General features: G+C 73.6%; 16 protein-coding genes. 4 read left to right on the top strand and 12 right to left on the bottom strand.

The genetic code is table 11. The features are described from left to right. Positions 1–97 precede the first annotated feature (97 nt). Genes ACRRSS_RS08185 through ACRRSS_RS08175 form a run of 3 tightly spaced genes read right to left on the bottom strand, consistent with a single transcriptional unit; the run spans position 98 to position 2,762 of the window. Positions 98–784 carry a response regulator gene (locus tag ACRRSS_RS08185; protein WP_435970560.1) on the bottom strand — a complete coding sequence of 229 codons (687 nt, stop codon included), beginning with the start codon at positions 782–784 and terminating at the stop codon, positions 98–100. After that, the gene (gene macS / locus ACRRSS_RS08180) at positions 781–1,995 is read right to left on the bottom strand and encodes a MacS family sensor histidine kinase (RefSeq protein ID WP_435970559.1); all 1,215 of its coding nucleotides are present in this window, start codon (positions 1,993–1,995) and stop codon (positions 781–783) included. The genes ACRRSS_RS08185 and macS overlap by 4 nt, the downstream gene beginning before the upstream one ends. 35 nt (positions 1,996–2,030) lie before the next feature. Further along, a complete protein-coding gene (locus ACRRSS_RS08175; RefSeq protein WP_435970558.1) occupies positions 2,031–2,762 on the bottom strand; it encodes a lysophospholipid acyltransferase family protein in 732 nt (243 codons plus the stop codon). Between the two features lie 191 nt (positions 2,763–2,953). Here ACRRSS_RS08175 and ACRRSS_RS08170 point away from each other — a divergent pair, with 191 nt between their 5' ends. Next, positions 2,954–3,736 (top strand): alpha/beta hydrolase, encoded by a 783-nt coding sequence (locus ACRRSS_RS08170; RefSeq protein ID WP_435970557.1) that lies wholly within the window; start codon positions 2,954–2,956, stop codon positions 3,734–3,736. Beyond that, complete coding sequence (locus ACRRSS_RS08165) at positions 3,729–4,424, top strand: hypothetical protein (protein ID WP_435970556.1); 696 nt, start codon at positions 3,729–3,731, stop codon at positions 4,422–4,424. Before ACRRSS_RS08170 ends, ACRRSS_RS08165 begins: the two co-directional genes overlap by 8 nt. Before the next feature lie 35 nt (positions 4,425–4,459). Here the strand turns inward: ACRRSS_RS08165 and ACRRSS_RS08160 are convergent, their stop codons facing one another. The 6 genes from ACRRSS_RS08160 to ACRRSS_RS08135 form a co-directional block, all read right to left on the bottom strand. After that, positions 4,460–5,203, bottom strand: coding sequence for an endonuclease/exonuclease/phosphatase family protein (locus ACRRSS_RS08160; protein WP_351905584.1), 744 nt, complete (start codon positions 5,201–5,203; stop codon positions 4,460–4,462). An 86-nt stretch (positions 5,204–5,289) separates the two neighbouring features. Continuing rightward, positions 5,290–6,231, bottom strand: coding sequence for an ROK family glucokinase (locus ACRRSS_RS08155; RefSeq protein WP_435970555.1), 942 nt, complete (start codon positions 6,229–6,231; stop codon positions 5,290–5,292). 66 nt (positions 6,232–6,297) lie between these two features. After that, positions 6,298–6,819, bottom strand: coding sequence for a DUF5304 domain-containing protein (locus ACRRSS_RS08150; RefSeq protein WP_435970554.1), 522 nt, complete (start codon positions 6,817–6,819; stop codon positions 6,298–6,300). A 43-nt stretch (positions 6,820–6,862) separates the two neighbouring features. Beyond that, the gene (locus tag ACRRSS_RS08145; RefSeq protein ID WP_435970553.1) at positions 6,863–7,993 is read right to left on the bottom strand and encodes an ArsA-related P-loop ATPase; all 1,131 of its coding nucleotides are present in this window, start codon (positions 7,991–7,993) and stop codon (positions 6,863–6,865) included. 101 nt (positions 7,994–8,094) lie between these two features. Then, positions 8,095–8,535, bottom strand: coding sequence for an SRPBCC family protein (locus ACRRSS_RS08140; RefSeq protein WP_435970552.1), 441 nt, complete (start codon positions 8,533–8,535; stop codon positions 8,095–8,097). Between the two features lie 91 nt (positions 8,536–8,626). Further along, on the bottom strand, positions 8,627–9,394 hold the full coding sequence (locus ACRRSS_RS08135) for a metallophosphoesterase family protein (protein WP_435970551.1): 768 nt from the start codon (positions 9,392–9,394) through the stop codon (positions 8,627–8,629). Positions 9,395–9,650: 256 nt separating this feature from the next. Between ACRRSS_RS08135 and ACRRSS_RS08130 the strand changes: the two genes are divergently transcribed. Continuing rightward, positions 9,651–11,447 (top strand): AMP-dependent synthetase/ligase, encoded by a 1,797-nt coding sequence (locus ACRRSS_RS08130; RefSeq protein WP_435970550.1) that lies wholly within the window; start codon positions 9,651–9,653, stop codon positions 11,445–11,447. An 80-nt stretch (positions 11,448–11,527) separates the two neighbouring features. On the opposite strand, the gene ACRRSS_RS08125 is transcribed toward ACRRSS_RS08130, so the two are convergent. Then, on the bottom strand, positions 11,528–12,670 hold the full coding sequence (locus tag ACRRSS_RS08125; protein WP_435970549.1) for a glycosyltransferase family 4 protein: 1,143 nt from the start codon (positions 12,668–12,670) through the stop codon (positions 11,528–11,530). A gap of 88 nt (positions 12,671–12,758) precedes the next feature. On the opposite strand from ACRRSS_RS08125, the gene ACRRSS_RS08120 reads away from it, so the two are divergent. Next, positions 12,759–14,033 (top strand): glycosyltransferase 87 family protein, encoded by a 1,275-nt coding sequence (locus ACRRSS_RS08120; protein ID WP_435970548.1) that lies wholly within the window; start codon positions 12,759–12,761, stop codon positions 14,031–14,033. 209 nt (positions 14,034–14,242) lie between these two features. Here the strand turns inward: ACRRSS_RS08120 and ACRRSS_RS08115 are convergent, their stop codons facing one another. Both ACRRSS_RS08115 and ACRRSS_RS08110 read right to left on the bottom strand, forming a co-directional pair. Next, positions 14,243–15,466, bottom strand: a complete 1,224-nt coding sequence (locus ACRRSS_RS08115) for a hypothetical protein (protein WP_435970547.1) — start codon at positions 15,464–15,466, stop codon at positions 14,243–14,245. A 48-nt stretch (positions 15,467–15,514) separates the two neighbouring features. Beyond that, the gene (locus tag ACRRSS_RS08110) at positions 15,515–16,531 is read right to left on the bottom strand and encodes an NlpC/P60 family protein (RefSeq protein WP_435970546.1); all 1,017 of its coding nucleotides are present in this window, start codon (positions 16,529–16,531) and stop codon (positions 15,515–15,517) included. Between the last annotated feature and the right edge of the window lie 17 nt (positions 16,532–16,548).

Below are 16,548 nucleotides of genomic sequence, written 5' to 3'. Positions count from 1 at the left end.
GCGATGGGCCGTATACGCGCGATCATCGCGAATATACGGCCCATCACGTCACCGTGCCCGGCACACCGGCCGCACCGGCACGCCTCGGGGCCACGGCTCAGGCGTCGTCGAGGCCGCGCTCGATGGCGTACCGGACGAGCTCGACCCGGTTGTGCAGCTGGAGTTTGCCGAGGGTGTTCTGGACGTGGTTCTGCACCGTGCGGTGCGAGATCACCAGGCGTTCGGCGATCTGCTTGTAGCTGAGCCCCTTGGCGACGAGCCGCAGGACCTCGGTCTCGCGCTCGGTGAGCCGCGGGGCGTTCGGCTCGTCGGCGCCGGGCGCGGGGGCCGGCTCGGAGGCGAGGCGGCGGTACTCGCCGAGGACCAGGCCGGCGAGACCGGGGGTGAAGACGGGGTCGCCGACCGCCGTCCGCCGCACGGCGTCGATCAGCTCCTCCGTACTGGCCGACTTGAGGAGGTAGCCGGTGGCGCCGGACTTGACCGCCTCCAGGACGTCGGCGTGCTCACCGCTCGCCGAGAGGACGAGGACCCGCAGCTCGGGGCGGCCTCCGACGAGTTCCTTGCACACCTGGACACCCGGTTTCACCGGCAGGTTGAGGTCGAGGACGAGGACGTCGGGCGTGACCGCGAGGGCGCGGCGCACCGCCTGCTCGCCGTCGCCTGCGGTGGCGACCACGTCGAGCCCCGCCTCGGCCAGGTCGCGGGCGACCGCGTCCCGCCACATCGGATGGTCGTCGACGACCATCACCCTGATCCGGTCCGCCCCGGTCTGCTGCTCGCTCATCTTTCCTGTCCTGCCTTCCCCCGTGGAACCTTCAACTCGACTTCCGTGCCCTGGCCCGGGACCGAGATCAGCTCGGCGGAGCCGCCCAGATCCCGCAGTCTCCCCCGGATGGAGAGGGCGACGCCCATCCGGCCCTCGCCCTCCGCCTGCGCGAGGCGGCCCTCGGGGATGCCGGGCCCGTCGTCCCGGACGGTGACGATCACCTCGTCCGTCCAGTCCTCGACGAGGATCCAGGCCCGGGCGTCCTCGCCCGCGTGCACCCGCACGTTGTCCAGTGCGGCGCCCACGGCGGCGGCCAGCTCACGGGCGGCGGGCGGGGCCAGCAGGACGGGCGCGCCCGGCTCGGAGAGGGTGACCGTCGCCCCGGCGCGCGGGGCGAGCAGCAGGCGCAGGTCGACGGGCGTGTCGTCGTCGCGCTCGTCGTCCTCGTCGACGACCCGGACGACGGCGCCCTCGGACTCGTCCTCGGAGACCAGGCTGGGGCGGCTGAGGCCGCCGGCCACGAGCGTGCGGAGGGCGACCTCCTGCTCCCCCGCCATCCGGCCGAGTTCGGCGGCCTCGCCGCCGAGCGCGGTGCCGCGCCGCTGCACCATCGCGAGGACCTGGAGGACGCTGTCGTGGATGTCGCGGGCGAGCCGCTCCCGCTCCCGGGTGGCGGCCTCGATCTCCAGGGCGCGGGCGAGGGTGCGCTCGGAGGCGCGGGCCACCTCGACGACGTATCCGATGGCGATGGAGGCGACCCAGACGAGCAGGACGTTGTGAAGGGTGTCGCGGCTGGGGTGGCCGCGTTCGACGAGGTTGGCGACGGCGACGAGGGAGGAGGCGACTCCGGCCCAGCGCCAGCCGCCCTTGATCGCGTACGCGAGGACCGACCCGGCGGTCCATATCGACGGCAGGGTGGGGCCGTCGACCGTCTGGGCGTGGGCGTCGGCGAGCGGGGTGAGGAGGATGCCGACGAGGGCGACGGTGAGGTCGGCGCCGAGGAAGCGCCTGGTGCAGCTGGCGGCGTTCGCGACCTTGGGGAGGGTCGCGAGGGTCCAGACGCACATCACCGCCAGGTAGGCGACGGCGATCCAGGGCCGCTCGTAGCGTTCCCGGCCGAAGGCGAACAGCAGGACCGCGTAGATCATCGTCAGGACGCGGTAGCCGGTCAGCGCACGCCACAACGGCTGCTCGACCGACATGCGCACGACACGCTCGCGCTTGGCCATCTTCCCCCCACCCCCCGGCGTCCCTCGCGGGACGCCTACGCGCCGGACTCTTCCCGAGCCGCGATCTCGGCCTTGACGGCCTCCTTGGCCGCCTTCTCCGCGTCGGCGATCTGCCGCTTGGCGGCCGTCGCGTAGATGTCGACGTACTCCTGGCCGGACAGCTTCATGATCTCGTACATGACCTCGTCGGTCACCGAACGGAGGATGAAGCGGTCCCCCTCCATGCCCTGGTAGCGGGTGAAGTCCAGCGGCTTGCCGATCCGGATCCCCGGGCGCATCAGCTTGGGGACGACCTTGCCGGGCGGCTGGATCTTCTCGGTGTCGATCATGGCGACCGGGATCACCGGCGCACCGGTGGCCAGCGCCACCCGGGCCAGACCGCCGGGCTTGCCCCGGTAGAGACGGCCGTCGGGGGAACGGGTGCCCTCGGGGTAGATCCCGAAGAGCCCGCCCTTCTCGATCACGTCGATGCCGGCCTTGATCGCCGCCTCGCCCGCGCCGCGGGCACCCGAACGGTCCACCGGCAGCTGACCGACGCCCTTGAAGAAGGCGGCGGTGAGCTTGCCCTTCACGCCCGGCGAGGTGAAGTACTCCGCCTTGGCGATGAAGGTGACCTTGCGGTCGAGGACGGCGGGGAGGAAGAAGGAGTCGGAGAACGACAGGTGGTTGCTCGCCAGGATCGCGGGCCCGTCGGCGGGGATGTTCTCCAGACCCTCCACCCAGGGCCGGAAGGCAATCTTCAGGGACCCTCCGAGGGAGAACTTCATTGCGCCGTAGATCAACTCGCCATGCCTTCCGTGTGCCGTCGCGCTCGACTTTATCCCGTACCGACGCACGGCCCCCGCTACGGCCCTGGTCGGTGTCGGTCCGGTCGCGTACCGTGAAGGTCCTTCCCCATTCTCCGTCGCTCTCGGCGCACCCGAAGACGCCGAGGACACAAACCGAACAGGAGACCCCGGTGCCGGTCCTTCCCGGAGCCGAGCCGTACCGCCACGAGGGCGGAGAGGTCGGCGTCCTCCTCTGTCACGGATTCACCGGTTCCCCCCAGTCGATGCGCCCGTGGGCCGAGTACCTCGCCGCGCGGGGGCTCACGGTGTCGCTGCCGCTGCTGCCCGGTCACGGCACCCGCTGGGAGGACATGCGGCTCACCACCTGGCACGACTGGTACGCGGAGGTGGACCGGGCCCTGCGCGAGCTCCTGGAGCGGTGCGGGACCGTCTTCGTCTTCGGTCTCTCCATGGGCGGGGCGCTGACGCTGCGGCTCGCCGCCCAGCACGGCGACGCCGTGAGGGGCATCGTCCTGGTCAACCCGGGCAACAAGGTGCACGGCCTCGCCGCGCACGCGCTGCCGGTCGTCCGTCACCTGGTCCCCTCGACCAGGGGCATCGCCAGTGACATCGCCAAGGAGGGCGTGACCGAGGTCGGCTACGACCGGGTGCCGCTGCACGCCGCGCACTCCCTGCGCCGGTTCTTCCGGACCGTGGACGCGGAGCTGCCCCAGGTGACGCAGCCGGTCGTCCTGCTCCACAGCCCCCAGGACCATGTCGTGCCGCCCGTCGACTCGGCCCGGATCCTCGCGCGCATCTCCTCGACCGACGTCAAGGAGATCCTGCTGGAACAGAGCTACCACGTCGCGACGTTGGACCATGACGCGGAGCGGATCTTCGACGAGAGCCTGGCTTTCGTCGAGCGTCTCGCCCCGGTTCCGGTCGACGAACAGGGGAGCAGGAGCGGTGGCTGAGCAGCAGGACGGCGGCGAACGGGAGCCGCAGCCCATCGACGAGGAGGCGGCCTGGGCCGCGATCGTCGCCGGGTACGGCGAGGAGCCCGTGGACCCGCCGGGGGCGAAGCCGTACCGGACCGTGCAGAACCTGTCCCTGCCGGAGCCCGAGGCCGACGGCGACGAGGACGGGGACGCCGGCGAGATCCGGCCGGTGAGACCGAGGCCGGTCGACGGCAAGGGCGCGCTCTGGAAGCCGAGGCCGACGACCGGGGAGACCCCGGCGGAGGCCTCCGAGGAGCCCGGGGCCGAGCGAGAGGCCCCGGGAGAGGCCGAGGACGGGCCCGAGCGACCCGCGCTCGGCAGCTCCGTCGTCTTCGCGCCCGGCGTCCGCCCCGCGGGCCCCCGGGACTACTCGCCGGCCGAACCGGAGGACACCCCCGGTGGCTCCGAGGAGGGCCACTTCGTCCCGCCGGAGCCGCCGCCGCTGCCCGAGGCGGACGTGACGACCAAGTTCGCCTGGCTCGCCGTGATCGGCGGCCCGGTGCTGATGCTCCTCGCCGTCCTGCTCCGCTGGGACATGACCTGGTGGCTGACGACGCTCTGCGTCGGCGGCTTCCTGGGCGGCTTCGCGACCCTGGTGGGGCGCATGAAGCACGACGACGACGATGACGGCTTCGACGACCCGGGCCGCGGCGCGGTCGTCTGACCCGTTCCTACGACGCGGGCCGTCCGACCTGCTTCCTACGACGCGGGGACGCGGACCGCCGCGAGCACCGGAAGGTGGTCGGTGGCGGCCCGCAGATCCGCGGGGTCGAGGTCCGTCGGCACCCCGCAGCCGAGGAACTCGACGCCCGGGGTGGCGAGGATCGCGTCGATCCGCTGGTGCGGGTCGGCGGGGGTCGAGGTGTGCGCGCCTCCCCAGGGGCTGACCTCCCAGCCGTCCCGGAGCTCCTTCGCGAGGCGGCGGAAGGCGGGGCCGTCGGGCCGTTCGTTGAGGTCCCCCGCGACCAGGGTGTACGGGGTGCCCAGGGCGGCGACCCGGTCGAGGACCATGCCGGCCTGGGCGTACCGCTCGTCCTTCCGCAGGCTCAGATGGCAGCTGATCAGACCGACCCGGGCGGCGCCGAAGCGGACGACGGCGGTCGCGAGACCGCGCCGGTGCAGGCCCGGGGTGAGCGGCAGCAGGACGTCCTCGGTGCGTTCCACGGTGGCCCGCAGGGAGCAGAGGAGCATCGGTCCCGCCGCGGTGGCCCCGCCGCTCAGGACGACGAGCTCGCTCTTGGCCGCGAGCCGGGCGGCGTGTTTGCGCCAGCGGAAGAAGCGCGGGGCCTCCTGGACGAAGACGAGGTCCGGGGCGCAGGCCCGGATGACCCGGGCGAGGGCGTCCTCGTCGTCGCGCATCGAGCGCACGTTGTAGCTGAGGACCCGGAGGACGGCCGAACCGTCCGCCTCGGTGCGGGAGTTGGGCAGCTCGCTGATCGCCATGACACGTAACGTACGGCAACCGCCCGCCGCGTCCGCGGGGGACGCGACGGGCGGTCGCCGGATGACCCGGGCCTTCGTGGGAACGCTCAGCCCTGGCGGGCGAGGTCCGCGGCGCCGACCAGGCCGGCCTTGTTCCCGAGCTGGGCCGCGAGGACCTGCGCGTGCGGCCGCCACTGGCCGCCGATCAGCCAGCGCCGGAAGGACTTGCGGATCGGGTCGAGGACGAGGTCGCCCTCGTCCGAGACGCCGCCGCCGACGATGAACGCCGAGGGGTCGAAGAGCGAGGCCAGGTCGGCGAGACCGGCACCGGCCCAACGGGCCAGCTCCCGGAAGGAGTCGACGGCCACCGGGTCGCCGGCGCGGGCGGCCTGGCTGACGTGCTTGCCCTCGATGCCCTCGGGGGTGCCGTCGCCGAGGCCCAGCAGGACCTCCGCGCGCTCCGGGGTGGCGTTGGCGCGCTGCTTGGCGTAGCGGACGAGGGCGCGCCCGGAGGCGTACTGCTCCCAGCAGCCCTGGCTTCCGCAGCCGCACAGCAGACCGTCGGGCACGACCCGGATGTGGCCGAACTCGGCGGCCACGCCGAAGCGTCCGCGGCGCAGCTTGTTGCCGATGATGATGCCGCCGCCGAGGCCTGTGCCGAGGGTGATGCAGATGACGTCCTCGTGGCCCTGGCCGGCGCCGAACCGGTACTCGCCCCAGGCCGCCGCGTTGGCGTCGTTCTCGACGACGACGGGCAGGCCGACCCGCTGCTCGACCTTGTCCTTGAGCGGCTCGTGCCGCCAGTCGATGTTCGGCGCGAAGAGGACGGTGGCACGCTTGTCGTCGACGTAGCCCGCGGCTCCGATGCCGACGGCCTCGATCGTGTGGCCCTTGCCGGCCTCGGACACGGCGGCGCTGATCGCGTCGACGATGCCCTCGGGGGTCGGCGGGGTGGGCACCTTGTGCGTGTCGAGGATGTTGCCCTCCTCGTCGACCACGCCGGCCGCGATCTTCGTGCCGCCGATGTCGACGCCGATGGTGAGTCCCATGTGTCCCTCAGTTTTCGGTCGAGCCCCGCTAGCGCCCACCGTACCCGAGGGGGACGCGCGTCCCGATCAGTCGAGGTCGATGTGCTGGCCGGTTCCCGGCCCTTCGTCGTCCCCGCGGTCGTCCCCGGGGTCGTCCCCGCGGCCGTGCTCGCCGTCGGTCCCGGCGCCGGACGCGCCGTCGTCACCGCTCGGGCCGTCCGTCTCGCGGCGCGGGTCGCTCGGGTCGTCCGACGGCACCTTCTCGCCGCGGGTCCAGCGGCTCTCGTGGGCCTCGACGGCGGAGCGGTAGGCGGCGAGGAGTTCGTTCCCGGCGGCGGCGAGGTGGTCGAAGACCTGCGGGTTGCGCTCGACGACGGGCTCGACGACGGCCTTCGCCTGGTTGACGAGCTGCTGCACGGTCTGTGCGGCCTGGCCGGCGAGCAGAGGGTTCCCGAGACCGCCGGAGACCTTGTCGGCGACGGCTTCGAAGAGCTTGCGGAACTCCTCGGCGGCGGAGCCGGGCTCCGCCCCGCGCCGCGCCCGGCGACGGGCCTTCTCCGCCTCCAGGTCCTCGGCGCACGCCTTGGCCCAGGCATCCGAATCGCTCATGGCGTACTCCTCAGTGGCTGGTACTTCGACGGTACACGCCCCCTCACGGGGTGCGGGGCCAGAGTCCGGGGTCGGGGGTGAAGCGCACCCGGAGGTCGCCGTCGACGAGGGCGGCGCCGGTGACGGTGCAGCGGCGCAGGGCGCCCGGCAGGGGCACGTTGCGGCGGAAGCCGCCGACGGTGAGGAGCAGTTCGTCACCCCTGCGGACGAGGGACAGTTCCTCCTTGACGGCCCCGGGGAGGCCGATGTGCCAGACCAGGACGCCGTCCTCCTCGCGCCGGTCCTCGACGGTCCACGCGGGTACGGGGGCGGGGACGGCAGCGGGGCGCCCGGGGGCGAGGAGCGCGAGGTCCTCGGGCCCTCGGGGGTCGCGGCCGAGGTGCGGGAGCTCGTCGACGGCGCCGACGGCGGTACGGAGCTCCGCCAGGTGCCGGTGCTGCTGGGCGGTGAGCCCGGCGAGCCAGGGGTCGTCGGAGTCGGCGGGCAGGAGCCGGTTGGCGACGACGGCGTCGAGGGCGAGGCCCTGGAGGGCGAGGCCGAGGCGGGCGGTGCGCAGGGTCCGGACGGCAGCGGGACCGGGTTCCAGGACGAGGAGGACGCCGGTGGTGGGGGCGTCGACGACGGCCTGGACGGCGGCGAGCTCGGCCTCCCAGCGCGCGGTGGTCTCGTAGAGCCACTGCGCGGGCATGGGGACCCCGGCGAGCTGGGCGAGCATCGGGCGCAGGGCGCGGGCGGCCTGCCGTTCGGCGGGCAGGAGGCGGCGCAGGTAGCGGCGGAGCTGCTCGGGCAGGGCGAGCACGGCGAGGGCCTCGGCGAGCGGCGGCAGGTCGACGACGGCGAGGTCGTGGTCGCCGGCGGCGGCGTCGCGCAGGGAGCGGAGCAGGGCGAACTGGCGGCTGCCGGGGAGCTCGGTGAGTTCGGCGTCCTCGAAGGGCGCGGCGCCGAGCAGGTCGAGGGCGGTGCCGGAGCGGGCCTGCAGGGCGAGGAACTCGCGGCGGAAGTCGGCGGCCGGCCGGGGGCGCAGGACGCGGAGGCCGTCGCCGTCGAGGAGCGGATCAGCGTCCTCGGAGACGAGCAGGACCCGGCGCCCCGCCCGCGCCTCGGCGAGGGCGGTCGCGGCGGCGACGGTGGTGCGCCCGGCGCCGCCCGCGCCGGTGACAAGGATGATCCGCATGCGGAGGACGTTACCCGCGCCCTTCCGGGGCTCGTGCGGGAGGACGTCGCCCGTGCCCTCCGGAACGCCTACGGGAGGACGTCACCGGCGTCCGCCGGGGCTCACTCGCCGGATTCGACGCGCTTCTTCAGTCCGGCGAGGGCGCGGTCGATGATGACCTTCTCGGCCTTGCGCTTGATCATGCCGAGCATGGGGATCTTGACGTCGACGGTCAGCTGGTAGGTGACCTCGGTGCGGTCCCCGCCGAGCGCGGCGAGCCGGTAGGAGCCGTCCAGGGAGCGGAGCATCTGCGACTTGACCAGGGTCCAGCTGACCTCGTCGGCGCCGGTCCAGGTGTAGGCGAGGGTGTGGTCGTCCTTGATCGCGCCGGCGTCGAGGAGCAGCCGGACCTTCTCCGCGCGGCCGGAGCCGTCGGTCTCCAGGACCTCGGCCTCCTTCACCTCGCCCGTCCACTCGGGGTAGCGGGCGAAGTCGGCGATCACGCCCATGACGTCGGCCGGTGCCGCCTCGATCGTGATGCTCGAGCTGGTGTGTTCGGCCATCGTGGTGGCTCCTCCACTGTGCGGTCCGGCGGAAGTCAAGAGGGCACAGACGTGCCGACGGGAAGGCTATCGCGCCGCGGCGCCCGGCCGGTCACCACTCCAGGGCGAAGGGCCTGCCCGTCGAGGCGAAGTGGCCGACGTTGACGCACTCGGTCGAGGCGATCCGCATCCGCCGGGCCAGCGGCTGGTGGACGTGGCCGAAGAGCGCGTAGCGGGGCCGGGTGCGCCGGAGGGCGTCGAGCAGCGCCCGGCTGCCGCGCTCGAAGCGGCGGGCGACGGTGTCGTAGGTCAGCTCCGGCACCTCCGGCGGTATGTGGGAGCAGAGGACGTCGACCTCGCCGAGGGCCTCGACCTTCGCCGCGTACTCCTCGTCGGAGATCTCGTACGGCGTGCGCATGGGGGTGCGCAGGCCGCCGCCGACGAAGCCGAACACGAGACCGCCGAGCTCGATCCGTTCGCCGTCGAGGACGGTCGTCCCGGGTCGGGCGAAGTCGGGCCAGAAGCGGGGGATGTCGACGTTGCCGTAGGTGGCGTACGTGGGGGTGGGGAAGGCGGCGAAGAGTTCGGCGTACTGGCGGCGGACCGCGGCCTCGATCGCCGTCTCCCGGTCCACGTCCAGCTCGGCCCAGAGGCGACGGCCCAGGTCACGGGCCTCGTCGAAGCGGCGGGCGGTACGGAGCTCCACGAGCCGGTCGGCGTTCTCGACGCCGAAGAGGTCGGGGAAGATGCCACGGCTGTGGTCGGCGTAGTCGAGGAAGAGGACCAGGTCCCCCAGGCATATGAGGGCGTCGGCCCCGTCCCCCGCCCTGGCGAGGTCTCCGGCGTTGCCGTGCACGTCACTGACCACATGGACTCGCATGGGCCCCACCTTAGGGGGTGTCACCTGCGGTTACTTCCGAGTCGGGAAACCTGTGGATTACTGTGCGCAGTGCACCGCCATACACGTGTGACGCATGGAACATCTGACCGGGACCCCCTATCGGGAACCATGTACTGATGGGTAACGTCCGGGCAGTCCAGTCGTGCTCACCCCCACGGAGCACCTGCCAGTTCTTGGACTACACCGGTGCATCACACAGAGCCGTGGCGCCGGCGCCCGATGAGGAGCAGCAGTCTTGCGCGAGTTCAGCCTTCCGGCCCTGTACGAGGTCCCCGCGGACGGCAATCTGACGGATCTCATCCGCCGCAACGCCTCCCAGCACCCAGACGTCGCCGTGATGGGCCGCAAGGTCGACGGCGTGTGGACCGACGTGACCGCCACGGAGTTCCTCGCGGAGGTCCGCGGGGCCGCCAAAGGCCTGATCGCCGCGGGCGTCGAGCCGGGTGACCGGGTCGCGCTGCTGTCCCGTACGCGGTACGAGTGGGTGCTCCTCGACTTCGCGATCTGGAGCGCGGGCGGCGTGACCGTCCCGGTGTACGAGACGAGTTCGCCGGAGCAGATCCAGTGGATCCTCGGCGACTCGGGCGCGGCCCTGGTGCTCGTCGAGAGCGCGGCGCACCAGGAGTCGGTGGAGTCCGTGCGGGAGCGGCTTCCGCAGCTCAGGGGCGTCTGGCAGATCGAGGACGACGCGGTCGCGCGGCTCACCGCGACGGGTGCGGACGTCTCCGACGAGCTGCTGGACGCGCGCATGTCGGCGGCGAACGCGGACGACCCGGCGACGATCGTCTACACCTCGGGCACGACGGGTCGCCCCAAGGGCTGTGTCCTGACCCACCGGGCGTTCTTCGCCGAGTGCGGCAACGCGGTGGAGCGGCTGAAGCCGCTGTTCCGCACCGGTGAGTGTTCGGTGCTGCTGTTCCTGCCCGCCGCGCACGTCTTCGGGCGGCTCGTCGAGGTCGCGGCCGTGATGGCGCCGATCCGGCTGGGCTGCGTCCCGGACATCAAGAACCTCACGGACGAGCTGGCCTCGTTCCGGCCGACGCTGATCCTGGGCGTGCCCCGGGTCTTCGAGAAGGTCTACAACTCGGCGCGCGCCAAGGCGCAGGCCGACGGCAAGGGCAAGATCTTCGACAAGGCCGCGCACACGGCGATCGCGTACAGCCGGGCGATCGGCACCCCGCAGGGCCCGTCCTTCGGCCTCAGGCTGAAGCACCGGATCTTCGACAAGCTGGTCTACGGCAAGCTGCGGGCGGTGCTCGGCGGTCGCGGCGAGTACGCGATCTCGGGCGGCGCGCCGCTGGGCGAGCGGCTCGGCCACTTCTTCCGGGGCATCGGCTTCACCGTCCTGGAGGGGTACGGCCTGACGGAGTCCTGCGCCGCGACGACGTTCAACCCCTGGGACCGGCAGAAGATCGGCACGGTCGGTCAGCCGCTGCCGGGTTCGGTGGTGCGGATCGCCGACGACGGCGAGGTGCTGCTGCACGGCGAGCACATCTTCTCCGGGTACTGGAACAACGAGGCGGCGACGGCCGAGGCGCTGGCGGACGGCTGGTTCCACACGGGCGACATCGGCACCCTCGACGAGGACGGCTACCTCGCGATCACCGGCCGGAAGAAGGAGATCCTGGTGACGGCGGGCGGCAAGAACGTCGCCCCGGCGGTCATCGAGGACCGGATCCGGGCGCACGCGCTGGTCGCGGAGTGCATGGTGGTCGGCGACGGGCGTCCGTTCGTGGGCGCGCTCGTCACCATCGACGAGGAGTTCCTCGGCCGCTGGGCCTCCGAGCACGGCAAGCCGGCCGGCTCGACGGCGGTCACCCTGCGCGACGACGCGGACCTGGTGGCGGAGGTGCAGCGCGCGATCGACGACGGCAACGCGGCGGTCTCCAAGGCGGAGTCGGTCCGCAAGTTCCGCATCCTCCCGGCCCAGTTCACGGAGGAGGCGGGCCACATCACCCCGTCCCTGAAGCTGAAGCGGAACGTGGTGGCGAAGGACTTCGCGGACGAGATCGAGGCGATCTACAGCGCCTGACCGGCAGGACGCGCACAGAGGCCGGAGGCCCGGGGTGACAGCCCCCGGGCCTCCGGCCTCTCCTCGTACGCCGCTCCGCGCTACAGCAGCTCCCTGAGCCGCTCCGCGAGCAGGTCCCAGCGCCATCTCTCCTCCACCCAGGCACGGCCGCGCTCGCCCATGCGGGCGCGGAGCTCGGGGTCGAGGAGGAGGGTGGTGACGCGGTCGGCCGCGTCCTCGGGGGACTCGCCGCGGACCACCCAGCCGGTCTCGCCGTCCAGGACGGCGTCGGGGGCGCCGCCGGAGTCGCCGGCGACGACGGGCAGGCCGGTGGCGGAGGCCTCCAGGTAGACGATGCCGAGGCCCTCGACGTCGAGGCCGCCGCGCCGGGTGCGGCAGGGCATGGCGAAGACGTCGCCGGCCCCGTAGTGGGCGGGCAGCTCGGACCACGGGACGGCGCCGGTGAAGCGTACGGATCCGGCCACGCCGGTCTCGGCGGCGAGCCGGCGCAGGTCCTTCTCGTACGGTCCGCCGCCGACGATCAGGAGGACCGCGTCCGGGACCCGGCCAAGGATCCTCGGCATCGCCCGGATCAGGGTGTCCTGGCCCTTGCGGGGGACGAGCCGGGAGACGCAGACCACGACGGGGCGGTCGCTGAGCCCGAGGCGGGCGCGGACCTCGGCGCCGCCCGAGCCGGGGTGGAAGGTCTTCTCGTCGACGCCGGGCGGGAGCTGGACCATCCGGCCCGCGGCGGCGGGCGTGAGGGCCGCCGCGATCCGGGAGCGGGTGTACTCGCCGAGGTAGGTGATCGTGTCCGTGCCCTCGCCGATCCGCCGCAGGAGCTGCCGGGAGGCGGGCAGCTGGGCCCAGCCCGCCTCGTGCCCGTGCGTGGTGGCGACGAGCCGCCGGGCTCCGGCCTTCCGCAGGGCGGGGGCCATCAGGCCGAGCGGCGCGGCCGCTCCGAACCAGACGGACTCGCATCCGTGCTCGCGCAGGAGCGCGGTGGCGCGGGAAGTGACCCGAGGTGTGGGCAGCAGCATGGTGGTGCGATCCCGGACGACCGTGAAAGGCTGTTCGGCGTCGAACGCGGCCGTCGCCTCGATCCCTTCGCGGCTGCGCTTCCAGGTGGAGGCGTAGACCACGATCCGTTCGGGATCCAGGCGGAGCGCCATGTTGTGCAGGAAGGCCTGGATTCCGCCGGGACGCGGCGGGAAGTCGTTGGTTACGATCAGGGTCTTGTGCATCGTGGCCGAATCTACCGCGAGCGCACCCACCGCCCAGCACCACCACCCTCCCGCGCGAGCGGGCCGACAGGACAAGGACGAGCCAGTGATGACGGGCGCAGTGGGGAAGTGGTTCCGCACGGGTCAGAGACTTCCGGTCGCCCTCTGGGCCCTGACCCGGGTCCTCCTGCTGCTGTGCGTCTTCAAGGTCGTGGTGATCCCCGGCCCGGACATCACGTTCGACATCGAGGAGATCTACCAGGGCTGGTACGAGGTCCTGCGGACGGGCACGTATCCGCTGGACGACGTGACCTGGCAGTACCCGCCGGCCGCCGCGTTCGCGATCCTCGCCCCCGGGCTGCTGCCCTTCCTCGGCTACTCGGCCGCCTTCTTCGTCCTCGCCTTCCTCTGTGACGCGCTGGTCTTGGGGCTGCTCCTGCACACGGGCCGCCGGGCCGGCCGTTCGATGCGTGGTGCCTGGATCTGGATCGCGGGCGTCCCGCTGCTGGGTCCGACGGCGTACGCCCGGTACGACGTGATGGTGACCGCCGTCGCGATGGCGGCGCTGCTCGCGGCGGGCCGGAGTCCGCGCGTCCTGGGCGCCCTGGCCGGGTTCGGCGCGGTCCTGAAGGTGTGGCCGGTGCTGCTGCTCGCGGGCACCCCGAAGGGCCGGGCGACCTTCCGCTCCTGGCCGACGGCGGTGGGCGCGGCGGGCGCGGTGCTGCTGTTCTGTGTGCTGTGGATGCCGGGCGCGCTCGCCTTCCTCTCCTTCCAGCGCGACCGCGGCACGGAGGTCGAGTCGCTGGGATCGATGGTCTTCCACGTGGCCCGGCACTTCGGCTGGGACGGCGAGGCGCGGATGAACTACGGCTCGATCGAGTTCCTCGGCCCGTACGTCTCCACGGTGTCGACGGCCGCGATGGCGCTCACGTTCGTCGCCTTCGGCTGGCTGCTGCTCTGGCGGTTCAAGGCGCGCCGCTTCACCTCCTCGACGGTGGCGGACGCGGCCTTCGTGGCGGTGCTGCTGTTCACGGCGACGAGCCGGGTGCTCTCCCCGCAGTACATGCTGTGGCTGGTCGGTCTGGGGGCGGTGTGTCTCGCGTTCCGGTCGAGCCGGATGCAGCGCCCCGTGCATCTGATCGTGTGGGCGACGGCGGTGACGCAGTTCGAGTTCCCGGTCTGGTTCTCGCACGTGACGCGGAGCGATCCGCTGGGCATGGCGGTGCTGTTCACGCGGAACGGTCTCCTGATCGCCGCGACGCTCATCGCCTGCCGCGTCCTGTGGCGCCAGACGGTGACGGAGCCCCGCTTCGCCGGCGCGGCGGTCGTGCCCGCGCAGGCGACCCAGCCGGAGCGCGAGAAGGCCCTGTCCGGCTCGCACTGAGCGGAGCCCTGGGTCGTACGGCGGTGCGGCAGGCCCAGGACCGCGCACTGGGCGGCCCTGGCGAGGGCCGGCGCCGGACAGATGGCGGGCGGTCCGAGACCTGAGAGGCCACAGCCGAGCGGCAGCCGGACGAGGACGCCCACGACGGTGATCCGAGCGAGCGCGCCCACGACGGTGGTCCGGGCGAGGCGCCTGCTCGCCCCGGTCCCCTAGCCGAGCCGCTCCCGCAGCGAGGTCCGCCAGTCGGCGGTGAACTCCTCCGGCGTGGTGCCGAGCACCTCCTGGAGCGCCTTCTCCACCGCGCCCTCCCGGGACGGGTGCGCACCCACCGCCCGGTAGAACTCCGTCAGCCTCGCCTCGCCCCAGCGGTCCGCGATCAGCTCACAGGCCAGCCAGCCGCCCTCGTACGCCCGGGCCAGGGCCTCCGCGTCGCCCCCGAAGGCGAAGTCGGAGTCCTCCGGGAGCCGGGCGGGCAGCTCGCCCGCCAGGACCGCCCGGCGCAGCTCGGGCGCGGCCTGGGCGGGGGTGCGGCCGGAGTCCCGGTAGGCGACCCGGTCGGCGAAGCCCTCGGAGAGCCAGACCGGGGTCGACGGGGTGGTGGCGGCGCGGGTGGCGACGTGCACGGTCTCGTGGGTGAGGACGAGCTGCCGGCCGAACGAGCCGAGGACCCCGTACGCCGCGGGGTTGACGATCACCCGGTCCGCGGGGGCGTCGGCGCCGCCCCGGGTCTCCCCGGTGGTGACGGCGGCGATCCCCCGGTACGAGCTCCCCGGCGCCCCGAGCAGCTCCCCCATGCCCCGCAGCGACCCGGGGACGAGGACGACCACCTCACGGGCCCAGGCGGCGGGCCAGGCGGCCGAGACGGCGGGGACCGCCCGGTCGGCGGCGGCGGCGATCTCCCGGAGCCGCTCGGGGGTCTGGCCGACGCCCAGGACGAGCGAGCGGGCGCCGGCGACGGTCGCGACGTCGCCCTGCTCCCACAGGTGGCGGGGCGCGCCCTCCGCCGGACGGTCACCGGTCACGTACCAGCGTCCGTCCCGTTCGGTCAGGTCGAGGACGCGGGCGCCGGTGGCGGGCCGTCTGTCGTGCCCCCGGAGCCGGTAGCCGAGGTCGGCGCGGGCGGTGACCCGGTCGGTGCCGGTGCGGTCGACGCCGGTGAGCCGGTAGGTCCAGCCGTCGAGCGGCACCTTCGCGAGCCGCCGGAAGACGGTGAGGGCCGTCGGCGCGTACGCGGGGTCGACGGCGGCCAGGTAGGCGGCCTGGTCACGGTCGAGGAGCGCCCGGGCGTGCCGGTCGAGGAGCGCCCGTATCTCCCGGGACGCGGTGTCGGCGGGCCCGGTCCGCGCACCGCAGCCCACGAGCCCCACGAGCGCGAGCAGGGCGAGCAGACAGGCCGTCGCCGACCGCCGCGCTCCACTCCCCTGACCTGCCACGCCTCCGATCGTACGGTCGCGGCGGCGCGACCGGCTCCCGGCGGCGGCTCAGACCCTGGTCACCGTCACGTGCGACATCATGTTCACCGGGTCGTAGCGGACCCGGGCGCCCGGGTAGGGGGCGTGGATGACCTGCCCGCCGCCCGCGTAGATCCCGACGTGGCTGGCGTCCCCGCGGTACGTGACGAGGTCCCCGGGCTGCGCCTGCGCCAGCGGCACCTGACGGCCCGCGTACCGCTGCGCCGAGGAGGTGCGCGGCAGACTGATCCCGGCCTGCCGGTAGGACCAGACCATCAGTCCCGAACAGTCGAAGGCGGAGGGGCCGGTCGCCCCCCACACGTACGGCTTCCCGATCGCGCCGCGTGCGGCGATCACCGCGGCGGCGGCCCGCGAGGAGGTCGGCCCGAGGCCGGCCACGGGCGGCGGCGGCAGCTCTTCCGCGCGCCCGCCGGAACGGGAGGCCCGGTCGAAGTCGGCGCGCTCCTCGACGGTGAGGCGCGCGAGCACCCGGCGGGCCTCGGCGAGCTTGCGCTCGACGGTGCGCTTGTGGCGGGCGACCTCGGCCCGGCTGCGCTCCAGCTCGACCAGGGTCGTACGGGCCTCGGACCGCTTCTGGTTCAGCCGGCGCTGCTCGCGGAGGAGTTCGCCGAGCGCGGCGCCCTGACGGGCGGTGGCCCGGTCGAGGGCGGTGGCCCGGTCGAGGTAGCTGTCCGGGTCGGAGGAGAGCAGCAGGGCGAGGGCGGGGTCGATGCCGCCGGAGCGGTACTGGGCGCCGGCGACCGTGCCGAGCGCGCCCCGCATGCGGTTGATGCGCTCCTGGCCGCGGGCGAGGCCGTCCTGGGCCCGGGAGACCGTACGGCGCAGCGCGTCCGCCTTCTCGTCCGCCCGGTTGAAGCCCTCCGTGGCCTTCTCGGCCTCCTCGAAGAGGCGGTCGACCGTGGCGCGGGTGGCCGCGGGTCCGGCGCCGGGGTCGGCGCTCGCGGGGACGGCCCCGAGGGACGCCGCCGCGGTGGCCGCGGCGGCGGTGAGGACGGTGACCCTGGCGGGTCGGCGGTGGGACGCCACTAATCGCGCTCCGTTCA

It is taken from the genome of Streptomyces sp. Qhu_M48, from assembly GCF_051305195.1.
Classification (GTDB): Bacteria; Actinomycetota; Actinomycetes; order Streptomycetales; family Streptomycetaceae; genus Streptomyces.
The sequence above is the reverse complement of the archived record's forward strand: the minus strand, read 5'-3'. Positions and strand labels throughout refer to the sequence as shown.